The organism is Cyclobacterium qasimii M12-11B (genome assembly GCF_000427295.1).
In the GTDB taxonomy this organism is placed as follows: domain Bacteria; phylum Bacteroidota; class Bacteroidia; order Cytophagales; family Cyclobacteriaceae; genus Cyclobacterium; species Cyclobacterium qasimii.
This window is the reverse complement of record NZ_ATNM01000134.1, coordinates 13,341-36,350: the sequence shown is the minus strand read 5'-3', so window position 1 is coordinate 36,350 and position 23,010 is coordinate 13,341. Positions and strand designations below refer to the sequence as shown.

General features: G+C 39.0%; 19 protein-coding genes and 1 pseudogene. 11 read left to right on the top strand and 9 right to left on the bottom strand.

Going from position 1 to position 23,010, the window contains the following annotated elements; translation table 11 throughout:
* Positions 1 to 226: 226 nt before the first annotated feature.
* The 5 genes from ADICYQ_RS15915 to ADICYQ_RS15895 all read left to right on the top strand — a co-directional run bounded on the left by ADICYQ_RS15915 (position 227) and on the right by ADICYQ_RS15895 (position 11,063).
* A complete protein-coding gene (locus ADICYQ_RS15915) occupies positions 227 to 3,625 on the top strand; it encodes a TonB-dependent receptor (protein ID WP_020890674.1) in 3,399 nt (1,132 codons plus the stop codon).
* Between the two features lie 447 nt (positions 3,626 to 4,072).
* Positions 4,073 to 5,146 carry an efflux RND transporter periplasmic adaptor subunit gene (locus ADICYQ_RS15910; protein WP_020890672.1) on the top strand — a complete coding sequence of 358 codons (1,074 nt, stop codon included), beginning with the start codon at positions 4,073 to 4,075 and terminating at the stop codon, positions 5,144 to 5,146.
* A gap of 9 nt (positions 5,147 to 5,155) precedes the next feature.
* Complete coding sequence (locus ADICYQ_RS15905; RefSeq protein WP_020890671.1) at positions 5,156 to 8,218, top strand: efflux RND transporter permease subunit; 3,063 nt, start codon at positions 5,156 to 5,158, stop codon at positions 8,216 to 8,218.
* A gap of 1 nt (position 8,219) precedes the next feature.
* Positions 8,220 to 9,542 carry a TolC family protein gene (locus ADICYQ_RS15900; protein WP_020890670.1) on the top strand — a complete coding sequence of 441 codons (1,323 nt, stop codon included), beginning with the start codon at positions 8,220 to 8,222 and terminating at the stop codon, positions 9,540 to 9,542.
* A 120-nt stretch (positions 9,543 to 9,662) separates the two neighbouring features.
* Positions 9,663 to 11,063, top strand: a complete 1,401-nt coding sequence (locus ADICYQ_RS15895) for an MltF family protein (RefSeq protein WP_020890669.1) — start codon at positions 9,663 to 9,665, stop codon at positions 11,061 to 11,063.
* Here ADICYQ_RS15895 and crtD read toward each other — a convergent pair.
* A pseudogene (crtD, locus tag ADICYQ_RS15890) lies at positions 11,060 to 12,527 on the bottom strand (1-hydroxycarotenoid 3,4-desaturase CrtD). The gene ADICYQ_RS15895 and the pseudogene crtD sit on opposite strands and share 4 nt — an antisense overlap.
* Positions 12,528 to 12,765: 238 nt before the next feature.
* Positions 12,766 to 13,422 (bottom strand): DsbA family oxidoreductase, encoded by a 657-nt coding sequence (locus ADICYQ_RS15885; RefSeq protein ID WP_020890666.1) that lies wholly within the window; start codon positions 13,420 to 13,422, stop codon positions 12,766 to 12,768.
* 264 nt (positions 13,423 to 13,686) lie between these two features.
* Here ADICYQ_RS15885 and ADICYQ_RS15880 point away from each other — a divergent pair, with 264 nt between their 5' ends.
* Genes ADICYQ_RS15880 through ADICYQ_RS15870 form a run of 3 tightly spaced genes read left to right on the top strand, consistent with a single transcriptional unit; the run spans position 13,687 to position 15,065 of the window.
* Positions 13,687 to 14,031, top strand: a complete 345-nt coding sequence (locus tag ADICYQ_RS15880; RefSeq protein WP_020890665.1) for a phage holin family protein — start codon at positions 13,687 to 13,689, stop codon at positions 14,029 to 14,031.
* Positions 14,028 to 14,285 (top strand): hypothetical protein, encoded by a 258-nt coding sequence (locus tag ADICYQ_RS15875; RefSeq protein ID WP_040416674.1) that lies wholly within the window; start codon positions 14,028 to 14,030, stop codon positions 14,283 to 14,285. Before ADICYQ_RS15880 ends, ADICYQ_RS15875 begins: the two co-directional genes overlap by 4 nt.
* Positions 14,286 to 14,342: 57 nt before the next feature.
* Entirely contained in the window at positions 14,343 to 15,065 is a 723-nt protein-coding gene (locus tag ADICYQ_RS15870; protein WP_020890663.1) for a phosphoglycerol geranylgeranyltransferase, read from the top strand.
* A gap of 38 nt (positions 15,066 to 15,103) precedes the next feature.
* On the opposite strand, the gene ADICYQ_RS15865 is transcribed toward ADICYQ_RS15870, so the two are convergent.
* From ADICYQ_RS15865 to panC, 7 genes are all read right to left on the bottom strand, one after another.
* Positions 15,104 to 16,033, bottom strand: coding sequence for a helix-turn-helix domain-containing protein (locus ADICYQ_RS15865; RefSeq protein WP_020890662.1), 930 nt, complete (start codon positions 16,031 to 16,033; stop codon positions 15,104 to 15,106).
* A 141-nt stretch (positions 16,034 to 16,174) separates the two neighbouring features.
* Positions 16,175 to 17,314, bottom strand: coding sequence for an acyl-CoA dehydrogenase (locus ADICYQ_RS15860; RefSeq protein ID WP_020890661.1), 1,140 nt, complete (start codon positions 17,312 to 17,314; stop codon positions 16,175 to 16,177).
* Between the two features lie 257 nt (positions 17,315 to 17,571).
* On the bottom strand, positions 17,572 to 18,264 hold the full coding sequence (locus ADICYQ_RS15855) for a zinc metallopeptidase (RefSeq protein ID WP_020890660.1): 693 nt from the start codon (positions 18,262 to 18,264) through the stop codon (positions 17,572 to 17,574).
* Between the two features lie 39 nt (positions 18,265 to 18,303).
* Complete coding sequence (locus ADICYQ_RS15850) at positions 18,304 to 19,215, bottom strand: lysylphosphatidylglycerol synthase transmembrane domain-containing protein (protein ID WP_051160248.1); 912 nt, start codon at positions 19,213 to 19,215, stop codon at positions 18,304 to 18,306.
* Between the two features lie 81 nt (positions 19,216 to 19,296).
* Positions 19,297 to 19,644, bottom strand: coding sequence for an aspartate 1-decarboxylase (panD, locus tag ADICYQ_RS15845; RefSeq protein WP_020890657.1), 348 nt, complete (start codon positions 19,642 to 19,644; stop codon positions 19,297 to 19,299).
* Between the two features lie 8 nt (positions 19,645 to 19,652).
* Complete coding sequence (locus ADICYQ_RS30370; protein ID WP_020890656.1) at positions 19,653 to 19,802, bottom strand: pantoate--beta-alanine ligase; 150 nt, start codon at positions 19,800 to 19,802, stop codon at positions 19,653 to 19,655.
* Entirely contained in the window at positions 19,802 to 20,509 is a 708-nt protein-coding gene (gene panC, locus ADICYQ_RS15840; RefSeq protein ID WP_235114736.1) for a pantoate--beta-alanine ligase, read from the bottom strand. Before panC ends, ADICYQ_RS30370 begins: the two co-directional genes overlap by 1 nt.
* A gap of 127 nt (positions 20,510 to 20,636) precedes the next feature.
* Between panC and ADICYQ_RS15835 the strand changes: the two genes are divergently transcribed.
* From ADICYQ_RS15835 to ADICYQ_RS28810, 3 genes are all read left to right on the top strand, one after another.
* Positions 20,637 to 21,449 (top strand): glycogen/starch synthase, encoded by an 813-nt coding sequence (locus ADICYQ_RS15835; protein WP_020890654.1) that lies wholly within the window; start codon positions 20,637 to 20,639, stop codon positions 21,447 to 21,449.
* The gene (locus ADICYQ_RS28815) at positions 21,409 to 21,858 is read left to right on the top strand and encodes a hypothetical protein (RefSeq protein WP_235114734.1); all 450 of its coding nucleotides are present in this window, start codon (positions 21,409 to 21,411) and stop codon (positions 21,856 to 21,858) included. Before ADICYQ_RS15835 ends, ADICYQ_RS28815 begins: the two co-directional genes overlap by 41 nt.
* Before the next feature lie 79 nt (positions 21,859 to 21,937).
* Positions 21,938 to 22,795 carry a DUF4270 family protein gene (locus ADICYQ_RS28810; protein ID WP_020890652.1) on the top strand — a complete coding sequence of 286 codons (858 nt, stop codon included), beginning with the start codon at positions 21,938 to 21,940 and terminating at the stop codon, positions 22,793 to 22,795.
* Positions 22,796 to 23,010 lie beyond the last annotated feature (215 nt).

The following is a 23,010-nucleotide window of genomic DNA, read 5'->3' as shown; positions in this document are numbered from 1 at the left end:
ATTTAAAAAACAATTTTTTATTTTTTTCTCACCAAAATACTACTTGAAACAAAAAAATCTCTTGTAAATTCTAATGTTAGCGATTTGTTAATTAATTTTGTTGTTTGAATTGAAAACTTAATGTTTAGCTGTTATTATAGCGCTGATTTAAGTATATATTTGCACCCAATATAGCCAACTTAATTTGTGATTCTATTATTTATTTATACCTATTAAATGTTTTAAGATGAGGCAACTATTACAAATGAAAATGATTGTTGTGCTCCTAATGTTTCTAGCCGTTGGAAGCAGTTATGGGCAGGTAACCACCAGTTCCGTTCAAGGATCGGTTCTGGACAATGAGGGAGAAGCACTGATAGGTGCTACTGTAAAAGCTACTCACGAGCCATCAGGGTCTGTGTATGGCGCTGTAACCAACGTTGATGGTAGGTTTAATCTACCCAATTTGAGAGTTGGTGGACCGTATTCAATTGAAATTAATTACCTGGGTTTTGAATCTCAGGTCTTTACAGGGATTATATTAAGGTTGGGAGAAACCTATAATCTCAATGCAGCATTATCAGATGGAGACACTGAGCTGACAGAATTTGTAGTGGAAGGGGAAAGAGGTTCTGATTTTACCTCCAACCGAACAGGTACTGCTACTAATATTTCGAATGAACAATTAAAAAACCTCCCTCAAATCAACAGGAGTGTGCTTGAGTTTACAAGATTGACACCACAGGCCAGTGGTAATTCCTTTGCAGGAAGAGATTCCAGGTACAATAATCTTCAAATTGATGGAGCCAACTTTAACAATGGCTTTGGATTAAGTGGTGATCCCCTTCCAGGAGGGAATTCTCAACCCATCTCCCTTGATGCCATCGAAGAAATTACGGTAAATATTGCTCCCTATGATGTGCTTCAAAGCGGGTTTACAGGAGCAGGAATAAATGCAGTAACTAGAAGTGGTACAAATACTTTTGAAGGTTCTGCTTATTATTTCCTTAAAAATCAGTCTCTTCAGGGTAGGAAAATTGGAGACAATGAATTGGAAGCTGTAGATGCGGCAACCAATAATTTTGGATTTAGATTGGGTGGACCAATTATCAAAAACAAATTGTTCTTCTTTGTAAATGCAGAGCGTGAAATCCTGACAGGTGCAAATGCCTCTGGTGTTAACCTTTGGAGACCATCAGAAGATGGTATTGCAGATCCTGAAAACAATATCGCCAGACCTACAAGGACAGATTTAGATGCAGTCCAAAATCACCTCATCAACCAATGGGGATATGACCCGGGAAGATATGAAGGGTATGCCAATGAGGCAGAACAATCCAGTACCAAGTTACTAGCAAGAATAGATTGGAATATCAATGATAAAAATAAACTTGCTGTAAGATACAACCAGGTGATTGGTACTTCCAATCAACTTGTCAATGCCACTTCAGGTCCTCGTCCAAGAGCACCATGGCCAAACGGCGCTAGAGTTAGCCAAAATGCTATCACTTTTGAGAATGCGAATTATGGATTTGAGAATTCAGTTAGGTCTATCACTGCAGAATTGAACAGTTATATTAGTTCTAGTTGGTCCAATCAGCTATTGGGAACCTATTCAAAAATTCAGGACAAAAGAACTTCTCCATCTGATCAACTTTTTCCATTTGTTGACATCTGGGACGGTGGAGGATTAATAGCGGACGATGAAGGAAATATGGTGCAGAACAAAGGTTCTATGAATTATATATCCTTTGGTACAGAGTTATTTACCTATAACAATGATGTTATTAACAATAACTATTCAATCATTAATAACCTGAACTATGTAGAAGGCAAGCACAACATTACAATGGGTGCGGCCTTTGAACTTCAAAATTTTGGTAATAGCTACACCAGAATGGGAACGTCCTATTACAGGTATGCCTCTGTAGAAGATTTCCTTTCTACAGGAACAGCCAATGAAGTCGCTCCTACCATGTTTGGATTAACTTATCCTTACGAAGGAAAAGACACTTATTCAACGGTTAATTTTGGTTTGGCCTCGCTTTATGCTCAGGACAAATATGCGGTCAATAATGACCTTAGCATTACCTTCGGCCTTCGTGCGGAACTTCCAATCTACCTTAATGAGTTAACGGCTAATCCTTCAATCAATGAGATTACGTTGACCAATCAGTTTGGTATGCCAACCAATTACAATTCAGGGATGTGGCCTAAATCAAAATTGATGGTTTCTCCGCGATTTGGTTTTAACTATGATGTGTTTGGAGATCGTTCCCTTACCTTAAGAGGGGGAACAGGTGTATTCTCAGGAAGGGTACCATTTGTATGGTTGACCAATATGCCAACCAATGCGGGTGTTATTCAAAATAACATTGAACCTGGTGATTATTCGGATGTAGAAGGATGGATAGACAATATTAATTTCCAGCCAGAGCGTTACTATTACGTAGAGAATGTTCCAGAAGGTGCTGAAGACGTATTTATATCTTCTCCAACTGAGGGCGCTCCTGGATCTTTTGCTTTGGTAGATCCAGATTTTAAAATGCCTATGGTTTGGAGGTCTAGTTTTGGTTTGGATTATCAAATCCCGAATACCCCACTGATCTTGACTTCAGATTTATTGTATACAAGAGATATCAACGCTGTTTTCCAATTTGGTGCAAACCGAATCAGGTCTAACAATACCATGGATTATGGTGCTAGCACTGCTGAAGGAGATTATGGTGATACTAGAGAAGTATTCCTTCCGGGTCAAAGCACTGCGTATAATAGTGTGATGGGTGGAAACAATGCTACTGTCCTTTCCAATACAAATATCAAAGGAAGAAGCTTTAGTGGAACAGTGGGCTTATCTGTTCCTTACCACAGAGGTCTAAGTGCATCTTTGCATTATACTTATTCATCAGCAAAGGAAGTCACTGCTAATGCAGGTTCTAACGCAGGTTCGGCATGGGGTGCAAGTCCTACTATTAATAGCCCGAATGATCAAATGCTTCATATCTCTAATTATGCTATTCCACATAGGATAGTAGGGAGTGTGAGTTATAGAATAGAATATGGCAATTCATTGGCCACTACCATTGGGATGTATTATAATGGAGTGCATCAAGGAAGGTTCTCTTATATTTATAGCAATGATTTTAATGGAGATGGTATTACTGGAGATTTAATTTATTTACCTGAAAATTCCTCTACCATGAATTTTGTAGATATTACCGATGATAATGGGGTAGTATATACCGCTGCTGAGCAAAGAAGCGCCTTTGATACTTATGTAGAAGAAAATGGGTTGAGCAAATATAGAGGTGAATACCTTCCTAGAAATGCTTTCCTTAATCCATGGTTAAATCAATTTGATGTAAGGATATTACAGGATGTTTCTCAAACATTTGGTAAGGTGAAAAATACCGTTCAACTGAGTGTGGATATTGTTAATTTAGGCAACTTGCTCAATAGTGATTGGGGAATCCAGGAGGATTTAAATGGAGCCGAAAGTCTTCTTTCAAGAGCTGGGTCTGTGAGTCCTACTCCTAATTTCAACCTCAATAGTGTTTCAGGAAACCTTCCAACAACTCCTTTCAGAAATGCTAGTGGTTTCGGAACTACCTGGAGCATGCAGGTAGGTTTGAGGTATTTATTTTAAGAGATACGATAAAATTGTTTTTATAGAGAAGGCTGCCCATTTGGGTGGCCTTTTTTTATGTCCTCAAGGCTTGGTTGATTCCGCAATGTGCTTTTGCCTTACTGTCGTGTGAGGAAATCTCCAGACATCTTTATAGCGTCCGGACGGGGGTACGAATTTTATCGCATAATCTGGGATGGATTTATTAGAACGTTATTAGGGTTTGATTTATCCCGACTGCCATTAATAGCTTAGTTTTACCTCTTAAATTTTATTGTTTCTTTGCTATTGAAATTTAGTTTACTTTAACTTTACAATTGATGGGATTTGCATTAAAGAACAGCTATGGCTGTCAATAATATATAACCCTATATTATTGACAAGATTTAATAACTCATTAAGTTCTTCCTTCAATTGATTTCACATTTTATAGCATACTTATAGGTAAAACAATACTTTAGTTCCAGAATGAAAAACCAAACTAAAATCATTTTGATTGTAATTATCCTATTGGTGATAGGATTTATGTTTTTTTATCCAAGGATGGATATACTCACTGAAAAGGAAACCTCAACTGCCAATGCTGCTACAGTGGCCAAAACAAATATTAGGGTAGAGGCAATTGAATTAAAGGAAGAGCGTCTTGAGACAAACTTGAATATTACTGGCTCACTTATTCCAAATGAAATAGTAAATCTTAGGCCTGAAGTTGCTGGTTTGGTAGAAAAAATTTCTTTTCAGGAGGGCGAGTTTGTAAAAAAAGGAACGCCTTTATTGTATTTGAATGATGATGAGTTAAAGGCGCAATTCGATAGACTTGTTTATACCAAAAAACTGTACGAAAGTCAGGAAAGTAGGCAAAAGCAATTGTTAACCAAAGAGGCCATTAGTCAGGAGGAATATGATATTGTATTGAACCAGTACAATACCAACCTTGCAGATTTGCGCTTGATTGAAGCCCAACTAAATAAAATGACCATTAGAGCTCCTTTTGATGGAGAACTAGGATTTAGGCAGATTTCAGAAGGGAGTGTAATAGGTACCACAGACCTGATAGCCACCATTGTGAATGTCAACCCAATAAAAATTGAGTTCTCTATACCAGAGCGCTACTCCAACGACATCAAGGCCGGGTCAGTTATTTATTTCCGATCTAATGTTGGTATTTCTGAAGCAGAAGGTAAGGTTTATGCCATTGAACCAAATATAGATGCCGCAACTCGTACCCTTAAGATTCGAGCAAAAAGTGCCAATAACGAAAAGAAGTTTTTACCTGGAATGTTTGTCAGGGTACGTTTGGTATTGAAAGAAGTGGAAGATGCTATTCTTGTTCCTTCCGAATCCGTAATTCCAGAATTAGAAGGGTATAAGGTTTTTATTTCAAACGATGGCATAGTAGAGTCGCGAAAAGTGGTGATCGGACAACGTACGGACACCAGGGTGCAGTTATTGGACGGGGTTAAACCTGGAGAACTTGTGTTGACCACAGGTGTATTACAAGCAAGGGATGGAATGCCCGTTGAAGTTAATTTAACGAACTGATAGAACAATATGTCAAGTTTATCTACCATCAGTATTCGCCGACCGGTATTGTCTATAGTGATGTCCATTACTATATTGATATTTGGGATTATTGGTATATCCTTTTTAGGTATTCGTGAATTTCCTAGTGTTGATCCTCCCGTAGTCAATGTGAGAACGACTTATGTGGGTGCCAATGCGGATGTTATTGAAGCGCAAATCACAGAACCACTAGAAGAAGCCATTAATGGTATCTCTGGTATAAAGTCTTTGTCGTCTATAAGTAATGATGGAAATAGTAGTATAACGGTAGAATTTGAAATCGGTGCTGACATGGAAGCTGCAGCGAACGATGTTCGTGACAAGGTTTCCAGAGCACAAAGAAATCTTCCGCCAGATACCGAACCTCCGATTGTTTCTAAACAAGATGCGGATACTCAGCCGATTGTCTTTCTGAACGTTCAAAGCAATGAAAGAAGCCTATTGGAGATTTCTGATATTGCTACTAATATTTTTAAGGAACGGCTTCAGACGATTAGTGGGGTAAGTGAGATTCGAATCTGGGGAGAGAAAGAATATGCTATGCGCCTGAGGATGGATCCATTAAGGATGGCTTCCTATGGGATAACGCCTCTGGATATTCTTACTAAGGTGCAAAGTGAGAATGTTGAGCTTCCCACAGGTAGGATTGAAGGTGAATCCATTGAATTATCAGTAAGGACCAGAAGTCGAATGAGTACTCCTGAGGAGTTCAATCGGTTGATCATAAAGGAAGAATCAAACAATGTGGTTCGCTTTCAGGACGTGGGAAGGGCTGAATTGGCGCCATTAAATGAAAGGACAGTACTTAAAAGAGACGGTGTGCCCATGGTGGGGGTGGCTTTGGTGCCTTTGCCAGGATCCAATAGCATTGAGATCATAGATGAATTTTACCGCCGCCTGGAATTTATTAAAAAAGACCTTCCAGAAGACATCGAACTAGGTATTGGTTTTGATACCACTAAATACATTAGAAATTCTATAAGTGAAGTGCAGCAGACCATTTTTGTAGCCTTCCTACTCGTAGTGCTTATCATTTTTCTCTTCCTAAGAGATTGGCGGACTACTTTCATTCCTGTTCTTACTATTCCCATTAGTTTGATTGGTGTCTTTTTCATCATGTACGTGGCAGGGTTTTCTATCAATGTCCTTACCTTATTGGGTATCGTATTGTCAATAGGACTGGTGGTAGATGATGCCATTGTAGTTTTAGAAAATATTTATACAAAAATTGAGAATGGAGAAGATCCGGAAACAGCAGCCGAAAAGGGTTCTGAGGAAATCTTCTTTGCAGTTATCGCTACTACCGTAGCTTTGGCAGCAGTGTTTTTACCTGTAATTTTCCTTACGGGAACTACTGGTAGGCTTTTCCGAGAGTTTGGTGTAGTGGTGGCAGGAGCAGTTATTATATCCTCCTTTGTGGCCCTTACCATGACGCCAATGCTTAGTTCCAAACTATTAAAAAGAAGAGAGCGACACAATTGGCTTTACACCAAGACAGAGCCCTTCTTTCTGTGGTTAAACCGGGTTTATGTTGAAACGCTTCAATCTTTTATGAAAATAAGGTGGATGTCTTTTGTCCTTATAGGGGCGATGGGAATTGGTACTTATTTCCTTTTTAGTGAGATTCCTTCAGAATTGGCACCTTTAGAAGATAGAGGGCAGATAAGGATCAATATGGCAGGGCCTGAAGGAGCAACCTTTGGCTACATGGACAGGGTCATTGATAAAATGACAGAAGAATTGTCAGCCATCATCCCAGAGGAGGAAAGAGCAGGTCTGATCTCGGTTACTTCACCAGGATTTGGTACTTCAAGTACTAATTCAGGGTTTATAAGAGTGATTTTAAATGATGCGGCTGAAAGAAATAGAAGTCAGCAAGAGATTTTTGATGATATAGCGGTCTACTTAAAGAATGAAACATCTGTGAGGGCCTTTGGTGCTCAGGAGCCTTCTATAGGTGATAGAAGGGCAGGTCTGCCGATCCAGTATGTCATTCAATCTCAAACATTGGAGAAATTGAAGGACATCATACCTGTATTCATGGAGAGAATGGGAGAAAGTCCGGTGTTTACTTTTCCTGATGTCAACCTAAAATTTACCAAACCTGAATTAGAAATCGAGATTGACAGGGAAAAGGCGAGAAACATCGGCGTATCTGTTCAAGAGATCGCAAGGACCCTTCAACTAAGTTATTCTGGTCAGCGGTTTGATTATTTCATCATGAACGGCAAGCAGTACCAGGTGGTGGGAGAAATGCAACTGGAAGATAGAAACGAACCGGTTAACCTGAGGATGCTTTATGTGAAAGGTGAAAATGGGCAATTGATCCAAATGGATAATGTGGTCAAGATTTCCGAAAGAAGTACGCCACCACAGCTCTATCGTTACAATAGATTTGTGAGTGCTACGGTTCAGGCAGGACTGGCGCCTGGTGAAACAGTAGGGACAGGACTGGCAGAAATGGATCGAATTGCCGCAGAGGTACTTGATGAAACGTATACAACAGATGTAGCAGGGCTTTCAAAAGAATACAGAGACAGCTCTAGTAGTTTGGTCTTTGCCTTTGTGTTTGCACTGATTTTGATATACCTGGTTTTATCTGCCCAGTTTGAAAGTTTCATGGACCCATTAACAATCATGTTTACCGTTCCATTGGCTATTTTCGGGGCCTTATTGTCCTTGTGGTTGTTTGATTTCACCCTTAACGTCTTTAGCCAAATTGGTATCATTATGCTTATTGGTCTGGTTACTAAAAATGGAATTCTGATCGTAGAATTTGCCAACCAACGCAAGGCACAAGGATTTTCTATAGAAGAGGCCATTGAAGGAGCAGCAGCTGCTAGATTTAGACCGATATTAATGACGAGTTTGTCTACAATTTTGGGAATTCTACCGATTGCACTTGCCCTGGGAGCAGGCTCAGAAGGAAGAGTGCCTATGGGTGTGGCTGTAGTGGGAGGTATGTTACTGGCCACTGCCCTTACCTTATTTATTATTCCAGGGATTTATACTTATTTGACATCAAAACAAGGAAGATTAGCAAGAGTTTAATATGAGAAAATTTTTATTGCTAGGTTTGGTGATGGTAATTTCCTGCAGCATGTATGCACAGCAGGAAGAGTCTTTAACTTTTGAAAAGGCCGTTGAAATTGGTTTAGAGAACAATTTTGATGTTAAAATAGCTACCAACCAGGTCTTATTGGCTGAAAATGAGAAAAAGCAGGCTGGAAGTCTTCTAATGCCGGTGCTTGATCTAAACAATACCAGAATTTATAGAAAAGAAGATACAGAGCAGGCTTTTGTAAGTGATCCTGAAAATCCCAGGATCATTCCCAATGCCCAAACCAGAAACAATAATTATAGTCTGGTTGCCATTTATGGCTTTAGGGCGGATGCAGTTGTTGCCATGCAGCGATTGGGGAAGCTAACGGAGGTGACCGAGCTGGAAGCAAAAGTGGTGATAGAAAATACAGTAGCATCTATAGCTACGACCTATTACAGGCTGGTATTGGAGCAGCAGCGCTATGAAGTACTTGAGCACACCTTAAAACTGTCAGACGAAAGACTAGAAATAGCCAAAGCACAGTACGAATTTGGAAGAGCATCCAAAAGAGATTTCTTGGCTGCCCAGGTGGATTATAATGCAGATCTTACTGCACTGGTTTCTCAAGAACAGGTCATACAAAATTCAAGGATAAACCTAAACGAATTATTGGCTGTTGGGCCTGAAAAGGATTTTGTAGTGAAGGATACCATCATTATTAAGGAATCCCTTTCGATAGAAGAATTAAGAGAGAGTGCATTCGATCAAAACAAAACCTTTTTGGCTACGCAAAGAATGGAAAATGTTGCCTACCTGCAATTAAAGGAATTAAGGGCGCAACGTTTACCTACGATTACACTGAATGGTTCCTATATTGACAACACCTTGAATTCTGATGCAGGCTTTTTATTGAGCAACCAGCAGCAAGGCATAAACCTGGGAGCTACCATCAGTTTAAACCTATTCAGCGGTTTGTCGCTTAACCGACGAATTCAGGCAGCGAAAATACAGATCAATAATCAAAAGCACTTGATGGAACAATATCAGAATCAAATGGTGTCAGATTTGCAGCGAACCTACAATACCTATGAAAATAGTAAGAGACTTTTGGAAATCGAAAGGAAGAACTATGAAGTAGCTGTGGAGAGTTCAGATATTACTTTGGATAGGTTCCGTTTGGGTATCACCAATTACCTTGAATTTAGAGATGCACAGGTCAGCAGGCTCCAAGCGGAGAGTAGATTGATAGAGTCTCTTTATACGATTAAGGAAAATGAAATAGAGCTCATGCGGCTTTCTGGAAAGATTTATTTTGCAAATATGAGTATGTAATGATAATATCAATTGTTAATTGCGTTATTTATCATTAACATTTTGAGGGGCTAATTTTGGTATATTAAGGATAATAACCTATAATTGAGGTCACCAAAGCAGGATTAGGGCGCCCACTCTATGTCAAAAACCAATATTTATTACTGTTTCTTGATCATTTTTGCCTTTGCATTGACTTCCTGCAAGCCAAAAGAAGATGAAAAGAAAGCACCAAAATATTGGGAATTTCCCGCAGAATTGGACTTTGATGCCATAAAAAAAAGAGGCTTCATCAGGGCCGTAGTAGACAATTCTTCTACTAGCTATTATATCTACAGAGGAAGAACAATGGGCTATGAGTTTGAATTGCTCAGAAATCTAGCCAACCAGTTAGGGGTTAACTTAAGATTAATCGTAAGGCACGACCTGGAAGATGCTTTCCGCTTATTGAACAAAGGAAAGGCTGATATTGTAGCGATCAACTTTGAGGTAAATGAGGAGCGAAAGAAATTTGCCGCTTTTACCGACCCCGTGAATACCATGAAAACAGTAGTGGTCCAGCGGAAAGATAATTCTCATATAGATAGTTTGTCTCAGCTTTCAAACAAGAAAGTATTTATTAAAAAAGGCACGATTTACAAAGAGCGTCTTATGTCACTCAGTGACTCGCTCGCACTGTCCCTCACGATAGAAGAAATAAATACCAGCCTTGAAGACCTTATCAATCAGGTGATTCAGGAAGAAATCGACTATACTGTAGTAGACAATGACATTGCATTGGTGAATGCCACCTACAATGATGTTTTGGATGTTGGCCTTATGGTCAGTCAGCCAAACCCTGTCTCCTGGGCTATCCGTAAGAATGCACCTCAGTTGGGGGCCAAAATTAATGAATGGATAGAAAGAATTGATAGGACTGGTTATAAAGCCATATTGTACCATAAATATTTTTTAAATAAGAAAAACAGTTATCACAGGTCATCTTCCGCTTTTTCTTCCGTCTCGGGAGATAGAATATCTGCCTACGATGATATCATCAAAGAAGGAGCAGATGATCTGGGTTGGGATTGGAGGTTGTTAGCAGCACTGGTTTATAAAGAAAGTCGCTTTAATCACTCTGCAGTGTCATATGCGGGTGCTGTTGGATTACTTCAGCTCATGCCAGTAACTTTACAAAGATTTGGCGTCAATGACCCAAATAACCCCAATGAAAGTCTAAAAGGTGGGGTGAATTATTTGAAATACCTGGATGGGTTTTGGCTTGATCGGGTACCTGATAACAATGAGCGGATAAAGTTTATTTTGGCTTCTTACAATGTAGGACATGGGCACGTACAGGATGCCTGGCGATTGGCCTATAAATATGGGAAAGACAATAAAAGATGGGACAATGTAGCCTATTACCTGGAAAGAAAATCAAAACCTGAAGTTTATCGGGACCCTTGGGTGAAAAGTGGCTATGCCAAAGGCCATGTCACGGTGAGGTATGTACGCGAAGTGTACGGCTTGTATGAATCGTATAAGGTATTGGTAGATTCCTAAGCCTTAGGAATCATGTCCACCATGATTTTTGCAGACAACAGACACAAGGGAATCCCACCTCCTGGATGAACGCTTCCACCACAAAAATAGAGCTTGTCTATTGATGAGCTATAATTGGGATGCCTTAAAAAAGCAGCGTATTTGTTGTTTGAACTGTTTCCGTACAAAGCACCATTTGCAGAGGACGTTTTGGTTTCAATACCTATAGGATCTAGAATTTGCTCCACTTCGATCAATGGTTCGATGTCTGTATTAAGCGTTGTATTAATTTTTCTGACAATGAATTCCTTTGCTTTAATTTTTAATGTATCCCAATCCTGACCTTGGTTATTTGGTACGTTTATCATGGTAAACCAGTTCATGGAGCCATCTGGGGCATCGTCCTTTTTATGGATTGAAGTGATATTGATGTATACCGTTGGATCTTCGTACAGGTCTTTTTTCTCGAAGATGGCTTTAAATTCCTTTTCATAATCATTACTGAAAAGAATATTGTGGAGGTCAAGTTCTGGGAAGTTTTTCTTTATTCCCCAATAGAAAATCAAAGCTGAGCTGGATTTTGGTTGTTTTAACAGTCTCTCTGGTTGTTTTTCTTCTTTTAGGATGGTTTTATAGGCGGTCACCATGTCCATATTATTGATCACGAAGTCGGAATAATAGGATTTACCTCCAGCTTTTACTCCCTTAGCTGTATTGTTTTTAACGAGGATTCTTTCTACTGGCTGATTGAATTGAAAGTGAACTCCAAGCTCCTTGGCAAGATTAAAAAGACTGGAGGTAATGTCATGCATCCCTTTGATAGGGAAGTAAGCTCCCCTATTGAATTCCAGGTGCGGAATGATGTTTAAAGTGGCAGGAGTCTGATAAGGGTTTGATCCATTGTAAGTGGCATATCGGTTAAATAGCTGTACAAGTTTTGGATGTTTGAATTGCTGTGTATTGGCCTTATTCATCGTTTTGAAAAGCCCTAACTTCCCCATTCTTAAATAGGAACTCAATGCTTTTTTATTGAACCAGGTGCTCCACTTGTGCAAAGACCTGTGCATGAACAAGGGGGCGAGGTGTCGGTAGATATAGGCTGAGTTATTTAAGGCTTTTTTGATGTTTTCTGCTGGCTCCCCAAGTTGGGTTTTTACTTCTTCTGCGAATTTAGCTACATCTGCATGAGCGCTTAATTTTGTTCCGTCTTCCCAGAAATAATTGCAATTGATCTCAAGCCTTTTGTACTTAAAAAATCTTCCGTTTTTTATTTGCCAATTCAAATAATTCCTCTAATTGTTCCGGTAGTGTAAATAGAGAAGGGCCAGCATCAAAACGATAGCCCTTCATATTAATCTCAGATAATTTACCTCCAGGATATGAGTTGGCTTCAAAGACGGTGACTTCGTACCCTTTTATCGACAATCGTATAGCTGCTGCCATTCCTGCAATGCCAGAACCTACTATTATTACCTTCTTTCCCATGGATTTAAATCAAATTGAATCCTCCATCAAACACTTAGGTGATAGGAAGAAATTCAATTTATAAGAAATACTTTTCCTTAACAAATGATTTAGAATAACCTGATACAGGTGGTTTTTGTTAACTCATTTCACATTTTTTGACAAAAAAAGCACACTTTTCGTCCTCTTATCCAATTTGGCCATTCCGCTATATTTTTATTGCAATTAAAATATAGCGATTTAGGGCTGTTTACGTGATCTAAAAATCAGTTGGTTGTGGTGATTCTACCCATTCTTTAAAAGATTGTTCAATTGCCTCAGCAAAAACTTTAACTTCCTGAGCACCGCTTATTCCATATTTCCGGTTGAAGACAAAGAAGGGAACGCCTTGAATTCCGAACTGTTTGGATTCCAAGATGTCTCTTTCGACCTCGTCAGCATAATTGTCACCTTGTAAGGTTTCTGCTACATCGGTAAGTCCGATTTCGTTGGATAACTCAATTAATGTGGGAATATCATCGATGTTTTTTCCTTCGATGAAGTAGGCTTTAAGCAAGCGCTCTTTCGTTTCCAATTGTAACCCCTGATCCAAAGCAAGCTGTAAGAGCCTATGGCTTCTAAAAGTGTTGGCTACTACAGCATGATCCATTTGGTACTCAAGTCCTTCAATGGCGGCTTGTTGGGTGACATATGCTGTCATCTCTGCAGCTTGTTCTAAAGGAACTCCCTTGCTTTCGGAAAGGTACTGAACTACCGTTTTGTCCGTGTCAGTTTTAATTTCAGGGTTTAATTGGAAACTCCGATAAATGACCTCGATTTGGTCTTTTTGATCGAAATTAGCCAATGCCTTTTCAAAACGTCGTTTGCCTATGTAGCAAAATGGGCAAACAACATCACTCCAGATTTCTATTTTCATTACTTAAATTGCTTAAAATTTCTTTTTGATTTCCCCCAAAATTAGGGCTGCAAACTTTCCTGATAACAATTCATCAGGTACTTCGGTTCTAATGGTTGAAATTTAAAATTTACCAGAAGTTAATTTTCTTTGTAAATTTATGGAGAAATGGAATAGTGAAATTGATTTTACAGTAAGCCAACTTTTCTTGCAAGGTTTTTGATGTAATTTATAGTAACTTGACTTACACATTTTAAAAATTGTTAATAAAACCCCTATGTTAATATGAATGAGATTATTACTACAATTAAAAAATTGATAGAAGTAAGGGTTAATATCATAAAAGCCGAAATCGTCGACCAAATAAGTTCAGTCGTAGCAAGGGTTGCAGTCATTGTTTTGATCGTTTTATCTGCTTCGTTTATTTTGCTTTTTGGAAGTATAGCGCTGGCTTTTTATTTTAGCGAATTATATGGAAGCAGCTCAATTGGCTTTCTGTTGTTAACAGGCATTTATTTAATAATATTTTTATTATTGGTCTTATTGAGGAATGCGATGTCGTTTCAAAGGGTGCTCAAAAACTCCCTTTACAAGTTTGTTTTCTTATTTAAAGACAGAAAAGACGGATGATGAAAGAAGATTTGTTAAAGCAGTCAAAGGAATTAGAACAAACGTTGGAGAAACAGCTCCAGTTTTTGAAACAGGATTCTCAAGTATACCTTAAGGTTGGTGGCTTGGCCATACTTGGAGGCATTCTTGCCGTTTATTCAGTCAACCATTTAAGAGGAAAGAATAAAAAGAAGGTCTCTAAAAAGAAAAAGGGGTTAAGAAGAAAGGCTATAGCTTTTTTGGAAACCTACGGAGTAGGCTTTTTTGGATGTTAGTAACCGTTGGAAAAGCGAAACTTATGGAAACCTTAATGGCTAGAGTGGTCACGGAAGATGAAGCGGAATAACGAGCTTCGCGAATTACTTTATGAAAGGAACAAGAAGGGAATAAAGAGCCTTGCCTTACTGATTGATCCAGAGAAGATTGACAAGCAGCCATCGCTGGATTTACTTAACAAACTTTCTCACGGTTTTTTGATAGACTTCTTTTTTGTAGGGGGCAGCCTGGTAAATACCAAGCGCCTTGATCAATGTTTGCGGAGACTTAAAGAAGTCACCAAGGGCAATGTTCCAATTGTTTTGTTCCCTGGAAGTGTAATGCAGCTTTCAGAAGAAGCCGATGCTATTTTGTTTCTATCCCTTATATCTGGTAGGAACCCTGATTTATTGATTGGCCAACACGTATTGGCTGCACCAACTTTGTCTAAAAGTAAACTTGAAGTATTGCCTGTAGGGTACATGCTGATCAATGGAGGGGCAAGTACTAGTGTAGAATACATGAGTCAAACGATTCCAATCCCTCACAATAAGCCAGATATTGCAGTGGCCACGGCTTTGGCTGGCAACTTCCTGGGATTGCCTTTATTTTATCTTGATGCTGGTTCAGGCGCAAGTCTGCCCGTCTCTAAGAAAATGATAAAAGCGGTAAGTAAAGAAGTGAAATGCCCACTATTAGTAGGGGGAGGTATACAATCTCTGGAACAAGCAAAGGATGCATGGAAGGCGGGTGCGGATGTACTCGTTATTGGTAATGGGGCAGAAAAAACCCCAGCTTGATCACTGAGGTTTTACAATATGCTAAATTTTATAATTCATCATTGAACGTTAATTAACGATTCTCTACGTCTCATTTTTCCCGCAGGCAGTCCGTACATCATTTTAAACCTTCTACAGAAATAGGCAGTGTCTTTGTATCCGACCTCTTTACCGATGTCGCGTATACTCTTTTTCGTGGTTCTTAACAGTTCCACAGCTGCTTCCATTCTTTGGTATTCAATATAATCCTGAGGATTAATACCTGTAAGCATTTTAAAGTATTGGCCGACATAATCTTCAGAAACATTGGCAACCTTAGCCAATACTTTGTTAGACAAGTCTCCACCAATATTCTTTTTGATATAATTGAACATGTCTATCAAACGGGGATCCTTGAAATAGGTACTGTTGGTAGATAATTCTTCTACAAATAGTCTGTTTTTAAGGATGTGACGAACCAATTCGACCACAAGTAACTCGGTATAGAGCTTTATGACTCTTTCTTTGCCAGGTGTATTTTGTTCTGATTCCTTCACTACATCTTCAATTATTGAAGCGATCCGGTCGTTAAACCTGATTACAAAGGCAGGTATGCCTAATGAGTTAAAGAAATTGACAACATCGAATACCTTTGCTTCAAAAGTGACTGAGGTGATGCAGTCATCTTCTAAATTTTTTATGTTTTTGAAGCTGATAGTCTGAAGATATTTCTTTTTATTTTCTAAAAAATTATCATTGTTAGTCTCGTTTCTTTTGGTAACTGTACCGAAAGATACCCTGGTAGGTCGAGCTGCTGGAATAAATAGAATTTCCCCCTCGTTAACAGATTCCTGGTCTTCGCCATAATTCAACGATCCTCGGTGAAGCAGGATGGCTGTATTTTCAGAATCTGTATAATCGGTGATGGTTACAGGTCGCTCAATTTTGAAGTTGTTTCCTTTAACGTACCTTACGCCAACCGACTCTATCACCTTATTGTAATATTCCATGATTAGTGCATTTAGAGTTATTTTTTGTAAAAGTATATTTTTTTTCTGATTTGTTATGACATTTTGAGATAAAAAATTAGAATAAACTAAATTCCGATTTGAAAATTACTATATATTTTTAATTTTCTACTACTTATACAATTAGCTTAAAAGCTTTCTGGATATAATTATTTTTTGAATTTCTGAGGTACCTTCATAGATTTGTGTGATTTTCGCATCCCTCATCATTCGCTCAACGTGGTATTCTCGCACGTAACCGTAACCTCCATGAATTTGGACCGCCTCAATCGTGGTTTCCATTGCTACCTTTGAAGAGTACAATTTGGCGATTGCACTCGATTTTACATAGGACTCATTTTTGTCTTTTTTTAAGGCAGCTTTATAACATAACAAGCGGGCGGCTTCTATTTCCGTATCCATGTCTGCCAGCTTAAATTGTATGGCTTGATGTTCACTGATAGGCTTGCCGAAAGTTTTTCTTTCTTTGGCATATTTTACGGACAGGTCCAATGCTCCAGCTGCAATACCAAGTGCCTGAGCCGCAATACCAATGCGCCCACCGTTCAATGTCTCCATGGCGAATTTGAACCCAAAACCTTCCTCACCAATTCTGTTCTCTTTAGGAACCTTCATGTCAGTAAACATCAAGGAACATGTGTCAGAAGCCCGAATGCCCATTTTGTCCTCTTTTTTACCAACATCAAAACCTTCCCATCCTCTTTCAACTATGAATACTGATATTCCATGATGTTCTTTCTCCTTGTTGGTTTGGGCTACTACCAGGTAGAAGTCAGCAGAAAAGCCATTGGTTATCCAATTTTTTGTGCCGTTTATGAGGTAGTGATCGCCTTTGTCGATGGCTGTAGTTTTTTGAGAGGTGGCATCAGATCCTGCTTCAGGTTCTGATAAAGCAAATGCACCAAGGCGTTTGCCAGAGGCAAGGAGTGTAAGGTATTTTTCTTTTTGGGCTTTTGTTCCATATTTTTCCAAACCCCAACAAACAAGAGAATTGTTAACGGACATGATGACACCAGCTGAGGCATCCACCTTAGATATCTCCTCCATCGCAATGACGTAGGAAAGGGTGTCCATTCCTCCTCCGCCAAATTCAGGGGGGACCATCATTCCCATAAAGCCCATTTCAGCCATTTTTGCAATCAATTCTTTTGGGAACGCTCCTTTGATGTCCCTATCGATTACTCCTGGTAAAAGTTCTGTTTTGGCAAAGTCTGAAGCCGCTTCTTTTATGGCCAGTTGCTCTTCGTTCAGTTCAAAATCCATATTTCTGAATTAAAATTAATACTTCATTAAGCTCGTGACAGTATAACCATTAAATAGAATTTCATTACTCCCTCATTTTGAGTAGGGGAAGTGGGTTTGGATGATTTTTGACCTAAATTATAGGTTGTAGTGCAGTCTTGATGTTACTCAAATCACTGAATTCCATCCGATTTAGGTTTAGTCTCTAATAGATATACCCGAAAACTAAAAAAGGGGCAACGCTGCCCCTTTAATTATATTAAAATAAGTTTGTTAACCTAATCTCTGTTACCAAAGAAGATAAACATATAATAAGCCAATGTCGCCATTGAGGCCAATGCTGCAACTACATAAGTCATAGCTGCCCATTTTAATGCGTCCTTAGACATGTCATACTCCTCAGGAGTCACTACGTTTCTCTGTTTAACCCAAGCCAAAGCCCTGTTACTAGCGTCAAATTCCACTGGTAGGGTTATTACACTGAAAAGTGTTAACATGCTATAAGCGCCCACTACTACTACGCCTACGGCTTCGTAAGGCAGGCCAAATAAAGCTATTCCTCCAAAAAGGGAGGCAATCAATACTACGTTTAATATTTTACCACTTATGTTTTGAATAGGTACCAAGGTTGATCTTAGTTTCAACCAGGCATAAGAGTTTGCATGTTGTACCGCATGACCGCATTCGTGAGCTGCCACAGCTGTAGCTGCAGCATTTCTGCCATAATAAACATCAGTACTTAGATTTACTGTATTGTTCATTGGGTTGTAGTGGTCAGATAACTGCCCTTCAACACAATTGACTTTTACATTGTGGATGTTATGATCCGCCAACATCAACTCCGCAATTTCTTTACCGGATAGATTGGCTTTTAAAGAAACCTGTGAGTACTTTTTAAACTTTTTCTTAAGCTTGTTACTAACAACATAGCCTAGAATTGCAAAAACAACTACAATTAGTATGATTCCCATTTTCTATTTTAATTACTTGGTTTTTTCTTGTAAACGAATTTATACATTCAAGGTTACTTTCTTCTTCCTGAAAAGGTAAAGAAAGCTAATCCCGCCCAGAATTAAAACAATCATGATCTGAGAGGTATGAACTAACATTGCAAATATCTTGCCCTGCTCCTCTGATACACCATAGTAAAGTAGGATGAATGCAACCATTGCATGGAAGGTACCTATGCCTCCCTGAACTGGGGCGATCATGCCTATGCTACCCATTACCAACACCATCAAGACGGAAGTGGCTGATAATGTGTGGGTAGCAGGTATGGACAAAGCCATCCAGTACATCATTAAAAAATAAATTATCCAAATTGAAAATGTGGCGACCCAAAATCCGACTTTATTTTCCATGTGGATCAGTGTCTCTAAGCCACTGACAAATTGTCGTGCAAACTGACGAAGTTTACCTAACCAGGCAGTCTTCTTGAATTTTTGATAAGCAAATACGCCCATTAGCAACAACATCAAAAAGAAAAGGAGCGCCCAATAGAAGTATTCGACAATGAAACCTTTAATGGCGTCGAGGGAAACTAAATTTTTAAAAATTTCAATGAAAATGCTCCCTTCGAGTAAGAAGGCCAGGGCAATTATAAATAGCATGAAAAGCATGTCTATTGTTCTTTCCAAAACCACAGTTCCGAAGATTTTCCCAAATTTAATAGGGTAGGTTTTTCGAACAGCTCCACACCTGGCCACCTCTCCCGCTCTTGGGAAAATTAGGTTGACTAAATTGCCAAACATTAATGACCAGAATATCGGGATTGTTTTAACGGTGATGGTTTCATTGGTAGCAATTAAGTTCTTCCATCTCCATGCCCTGAGCCAAAAGCCTAGCAAGCCAATAAACATTGCGGCGGAAAACCACAAAAGATCCGTACCCTTAAGTGCTTCTAAAATGACTTCGCTTTTCAATATCTCTGTAGAGATAATAAAAGATCAAAAGTGCCGCAAATAAGGGGACGATTGCTTGAAGGCTATTTATTAACCTATTGCTCAAATCAATTTGTTTTGGCCATCAGGGAAAATAATAGTGGGTTTGTATTTTTTTGCTTCTTCAAATTCCATGGTTGCGTAGGAAATGATGATGACCACGTCTCCAACTTGTGCTTTACGTGCTGCTGGACCATTAAGACAGATTTGCCCTGAGTCACGCTCTCCCTTGATGACATAGGTTTCAAGGCGTTCACCATTGTTTATATTTACAATCTGAACTTTTTCATTTTCGATAATATTAGCTGCCTCCATTAATGCCTCATCAATGGTGATACTGCCTACATAATGAAGTTCTGCCTGGGTGATTTTTACCCGGTGAATTTTTGATTTTAATAACTGAATTTGCATGTCATTAGTTAGATGTGACTAGCACGAATGATGATATTGTCTATTAGTCGTACTTGTTCAATGTGTGCCGCTATACAAATGGCGAACGGTTTTCCGGGTAATGGGTTCTGGACAGGAGTGAAATTAGTTGTTTCTACCAGTTCCAGGTACTCGGGCATTATGTTATGTGGAGAGAGAATTTCCTCAATGGCTTTGTTTTTATGTTCAACCAATCTCCGCCACTTAAAAGTTCATCCTTACATTTCGTTAAGGCTTTGTAGAGGATAGGTGCAATTTCCCGGCCATCATTGCTGAGCCTCTGGTTTCTGGATGAAAGCGCTAAGCCATCGGATTCTCTAATGGTAGGGACAACTTCTACTTTTATGTCAAAAGAAAGATCACTCACCATCTTTTGAATAACAGTGACTTGCTGAAGATCTTTTTGGCCGAAAAAAGAAATGTCGGGTTTGAGAATATGGAATAGCTTGGAAACAACTATGGCGACACCATTGAAATGGCCAGGTCTAAACCTGCCTTCTAATACCTGTTCCATGGACCCAAAATCAAACTTCATCATTACGGGCTCAGGATAAATCTCCTTTTCGGAAGGAACAAAAACTATGTCCACACCCTCTTCTCTCAAGATGGCTAAGTCAGCATTTAAGGTCCTTGGGTATTTCTGGAGGTCCTCGGAGTTGTTAAATTGGATGGGGTTTACGAAAATGGACACAATAGTGAGATCCGTTTTCTTTTTAGACTGACGGATCAATTCTAAATGACCACTGTGCAATGCCCCCATAGTAGGGACAAGACCGATAGTCTTATCAAGGCTTTTTAAAGCCCTTAAGTGCTGTATTACAGAAGGTATCGTTTCGTGTATTTCCAAGGCCTGTTTTGAAATGGAATAGGAAAATAGGTGCAAAAGTATATTATTCTGAATAAAAACAATGGAATTTGCTGATTTTTTTGTAAATTTGTAGTCCCGTTATATCCCTAAATTAAACACACACGATATGTCTAAACTTCGTATCCTTTACGTAGCAAGCGAAATTAACCCATTTCTTCAAACTTCTGAAGTTGCTAATTTTGTAAGAGCCCTGCCCCAAGCAATGCAGGAAAAAGGAATGGAAATCCGAATTTTGGTACCTAGATTCGGATTGATTAATGAAAGAAAGAACAGGTTGCATGAGGTTGTAAGGCTTTCAGGTATCAATATATCAGTAGGTGAGGAGGAGAAACCATTGATAATTAAAGTTGCTTCTATTCCAAATGCCAAATTGCAGGTTTATTTTATAGACAATGAAGACTATTTTCAAAGGAAGAGCGTTTTCTTTGACAAGCAGAATAAATTTTACGAAGACAATGACGAAAGAGCCATTTTCTTCTGTAAAGGAGTACTTGAAACCGTTAAGAAATTAGGCTGGGCGCCTGATATAGTTCATTGTAATGATTGGATGACCAGCCTTATACCGCTGTATCTGAAAACCACTTACAAAAATGAGCCCCTTTTCAAAGAAACAAAATCTGTATATGCCATTTATAATAACGGATTTAGTCATAAATTTGGAGACGACTTATTCGATAAAATAAAAATGGTTGATATCGACGACGCGCTTCTTGCCCCATTGAAGTCCAAAGACTATGAAGGATTTGTGAAACTGGGAATGGAATATGCTGACGTTGTTGTTAAGGGTGAGGACATTTCCGAAAGCCTGGCTGCCATGATACAAGAATCATCTAAAGAAAAACAGTTTGAAATCAATAGTGATGAACAAGACGAGCTTTTTGAAAGCTATTACAATATCTACACAGACCTTGCGGGTTAAATTCCTCGGGGCCCTGTGCTCAATTGTTATATTTGCCGGAGCTTGTTCCGACCCATCCGAAATTGGATTGGTATTGGATCCCGGATCCAATCAGATAGGGGTATTTTATGAAGAAATACCCCTATCTTCTTTCTTAGTGCTGGAAGATTCACTCAATACTACAAATCAGAGTCGGTTGGTAGTTGGAGGTGATCATAGCGATATGTTCGGTACTACCGAATCAATAGGCTATAGCAGGCTTTCCTTTAATCCGGGTGGAACTTTACCTGAGGACAATGCCATATTTGATTCCGCAATTTTTAATTTCAATATTGTTGACTTAATAGCTGATGATTTTGATGTAGAAAAGGAATTCAAAGTGCATAGATTGTTAGAGGCGATAGAGGATACTACCTATTACAGTTTTTGATGCCCTTAATTTTGAAGAGGACATTACCCTGGCGGAAGGCTCCTTCTTATTGCAAGCAGATACTGTCAATCTGGTGAGTATGGATCTTAATCCTGATTTTGCTGCTGAGCTTTTTGGTAAACTTACTTCGCAAGATCCTGTCTTCGATGATATTTTTGCCTTCAGAGAATATTTCCCGGGAATCGTTATCAAGGGCGACCCAGCTCAAAATACATCCATTTCCTTGGCTATTGGAAGCGGAACAGGTATCACCATGTATTACCATTACGAGGAGGATACGGTGTCAACAGCGTATCCTATTAACACCATTCAGTCAAGGCATTTTAATCAGGTTATCAGTGACAGGCAGGGAACTGTCACAGAGCAGATAGTTGAAAAAAATGTTGCCTATGATGTGGCAGGTGATAAAGTTGGTGTCAAAGCTGGTTTGGGAATGCTATTAAAGCTAGACATGAACCCTTTGCATGAATTTCTTGATACCCTGGAGAATGTTACCTTCAACCAGATTTTGCTTGAGGTCGGCCCAGTAGACGAATATCCAGTAGGTAAAAACCCTTATGGTGCGCTAGTCATGTATTTTGCAACTGATGGCGGTGAATTCTACCGAAGGGATTTTGATGACTCGAAAGTGGCTGTACAAGGAGAAAACAATACCCAAGTAGGTTTTGACCAGGATGGAAATATTGTTCCAGTGACTGGTAACCAAACAGGATTGGCTTTTAATACCGAAACGGGTGTTTATGCCAATCAGATTACTTCCTATGTGAATGCGTTGTACCGGTCAGGTTTGGTGAAAACAGACTTGCTTTTATACCCGAATACGCCAAGTACGGAAAGTGGTGTTGTGACTTATGATGCTTTCAAGCGTTCCCTAAAAGAGTTCGTTGTGGATAAGGATCAAATTAAAATTAAAATATATTACTCCAAAATAAGATAAGGACAATTGAAACTTGAGATCATTGATTAGTTTCCAATAGGAACCTTGTCTAGTAGTCAGTCTCAAATGTTACTGTTGATCCGAAGTTTTAAGCGTGAGGAATTTCAATAAAATTAAAAGAGACGGTAGCAAGTAATTGTTTACCGTCTCTTTTTTGTTTTCTGTCAGTGCAAATCTCAATCAAGGAGGATTGATTTTTATCCCTTACAAAGGGT

Bases quoted from the DNA above. Each gene is read 5' to 3' on its own strand.
- ADICYQ_RS15915 (WP_020890674.1), top strand. From the start codon at position 227: ATGAGGCAACTATTACAAATGAAAATGATTGTTGTGCTCCTAATGTTT.
- ADICYQ_RS15910 (WP_020890672.1), top strand. From the start codon at position 4,073: ATGAAAAACCAAACTAAAATCATTTTGATTGTAATTATCCTATTGGTG.
- ADICYQ_RS15905 (WP_020890671.1), top strand. From the start codon at position 5,156: ATGTCAAGTTTATCTACCATCAGTATTCGCCGACCGGTATTGTCTATA.
- ADICYQ_RS15900 (WP_020890670.1), top strand. From the start codon at position 8,220: ATGAGAAAATTTTTATTGCTAGGTTTGGTGATGGTAATTTCCTGCAGC.
- ADICYQ_RS15895 (WP_020890669.1), top strand. From the start codon at position 9,663: ATGTCAAAAACCAATATTTATTACTGTTTCTTGATCATTTTTGCCTTT.
- ADICYQ_RS15885 (WP_020890666.1), bottom strand. From the start codon at position 13,422: ATGAAAATAGAAATCTGGAGTGATGTTGTTTGCCCATTTTGCTACATA.
- ADICYQ_RS15880 (WP_020890665.1), top strand. From the start codon at position 13,687: ATGAATGAGATTATTACTACAATTAAAAAATTGATAGAAGTAAGGGTT.
- ADICYQ_RS15875 (WP_040416674.1), top strand. From the start codon at position 14,028: ATGATGAAAGAAGATTTGTTAAAGCAGTCAAAGGAATTAGAACAAACG.
- ADICYQ_RS15870 (WP_020890663.1), top strand. From the start codon at position 14,343: ATGAAGCGGAATAACGAGCTTCGCGAATTACTTTATGAAAGGAACAAG.
- ADICYQ_RS15865 (WP_020890662.1), bottom strand. From the start codon at position 16,033: ATGGAATATTACAATAAGGTGATAGAGTCGGTTGGCGTAAGGTACGTT.
- ADICYQ_RS15860 (WP_020890661.1), bottom strand. From the start codon at position 17,314: ATGGATTTTGAACTGAACGAAGAGCAACTGGCCATAAAAGAAGCGGCT.
- ADICYQ_RS15855 (WP_020890660.1), bottom strand. From the start codon at position 18,264: ATGGGAATCATACTAATTGTAGTTGTTTTTGCAATTCTAGGCTATGTT.
- panD (WP_020890657.1), bottom strand. From the start codon at position 19,644: ATGCAAATTCAGTTATTAAAATCAAAAATTCACCGGGTAAAAATCACC.
- ADICYQ_RS30370 (WP_020890656.1), bottom strand. From the start codon at position 19,802: ATGCCCGAGTACCTGGAACTGGTAGAAACAACTAATTTCACTCCTGTC.
- ADICYQ_RS15835 (WP_020890654.1), top strand. From the start codon at position 20,637: ATGTCTAAACTTCGTATCCTTTACGTAGCAAGCGAAATTAACCCATTT.
- ADICYQ_RS28810 (WP_020890652.1), top strand. From the start codon at position 21,938: ATGGATCTTAATCCTGATTTTGCTGCTGAGCTTTTTGGTAAACTTACT.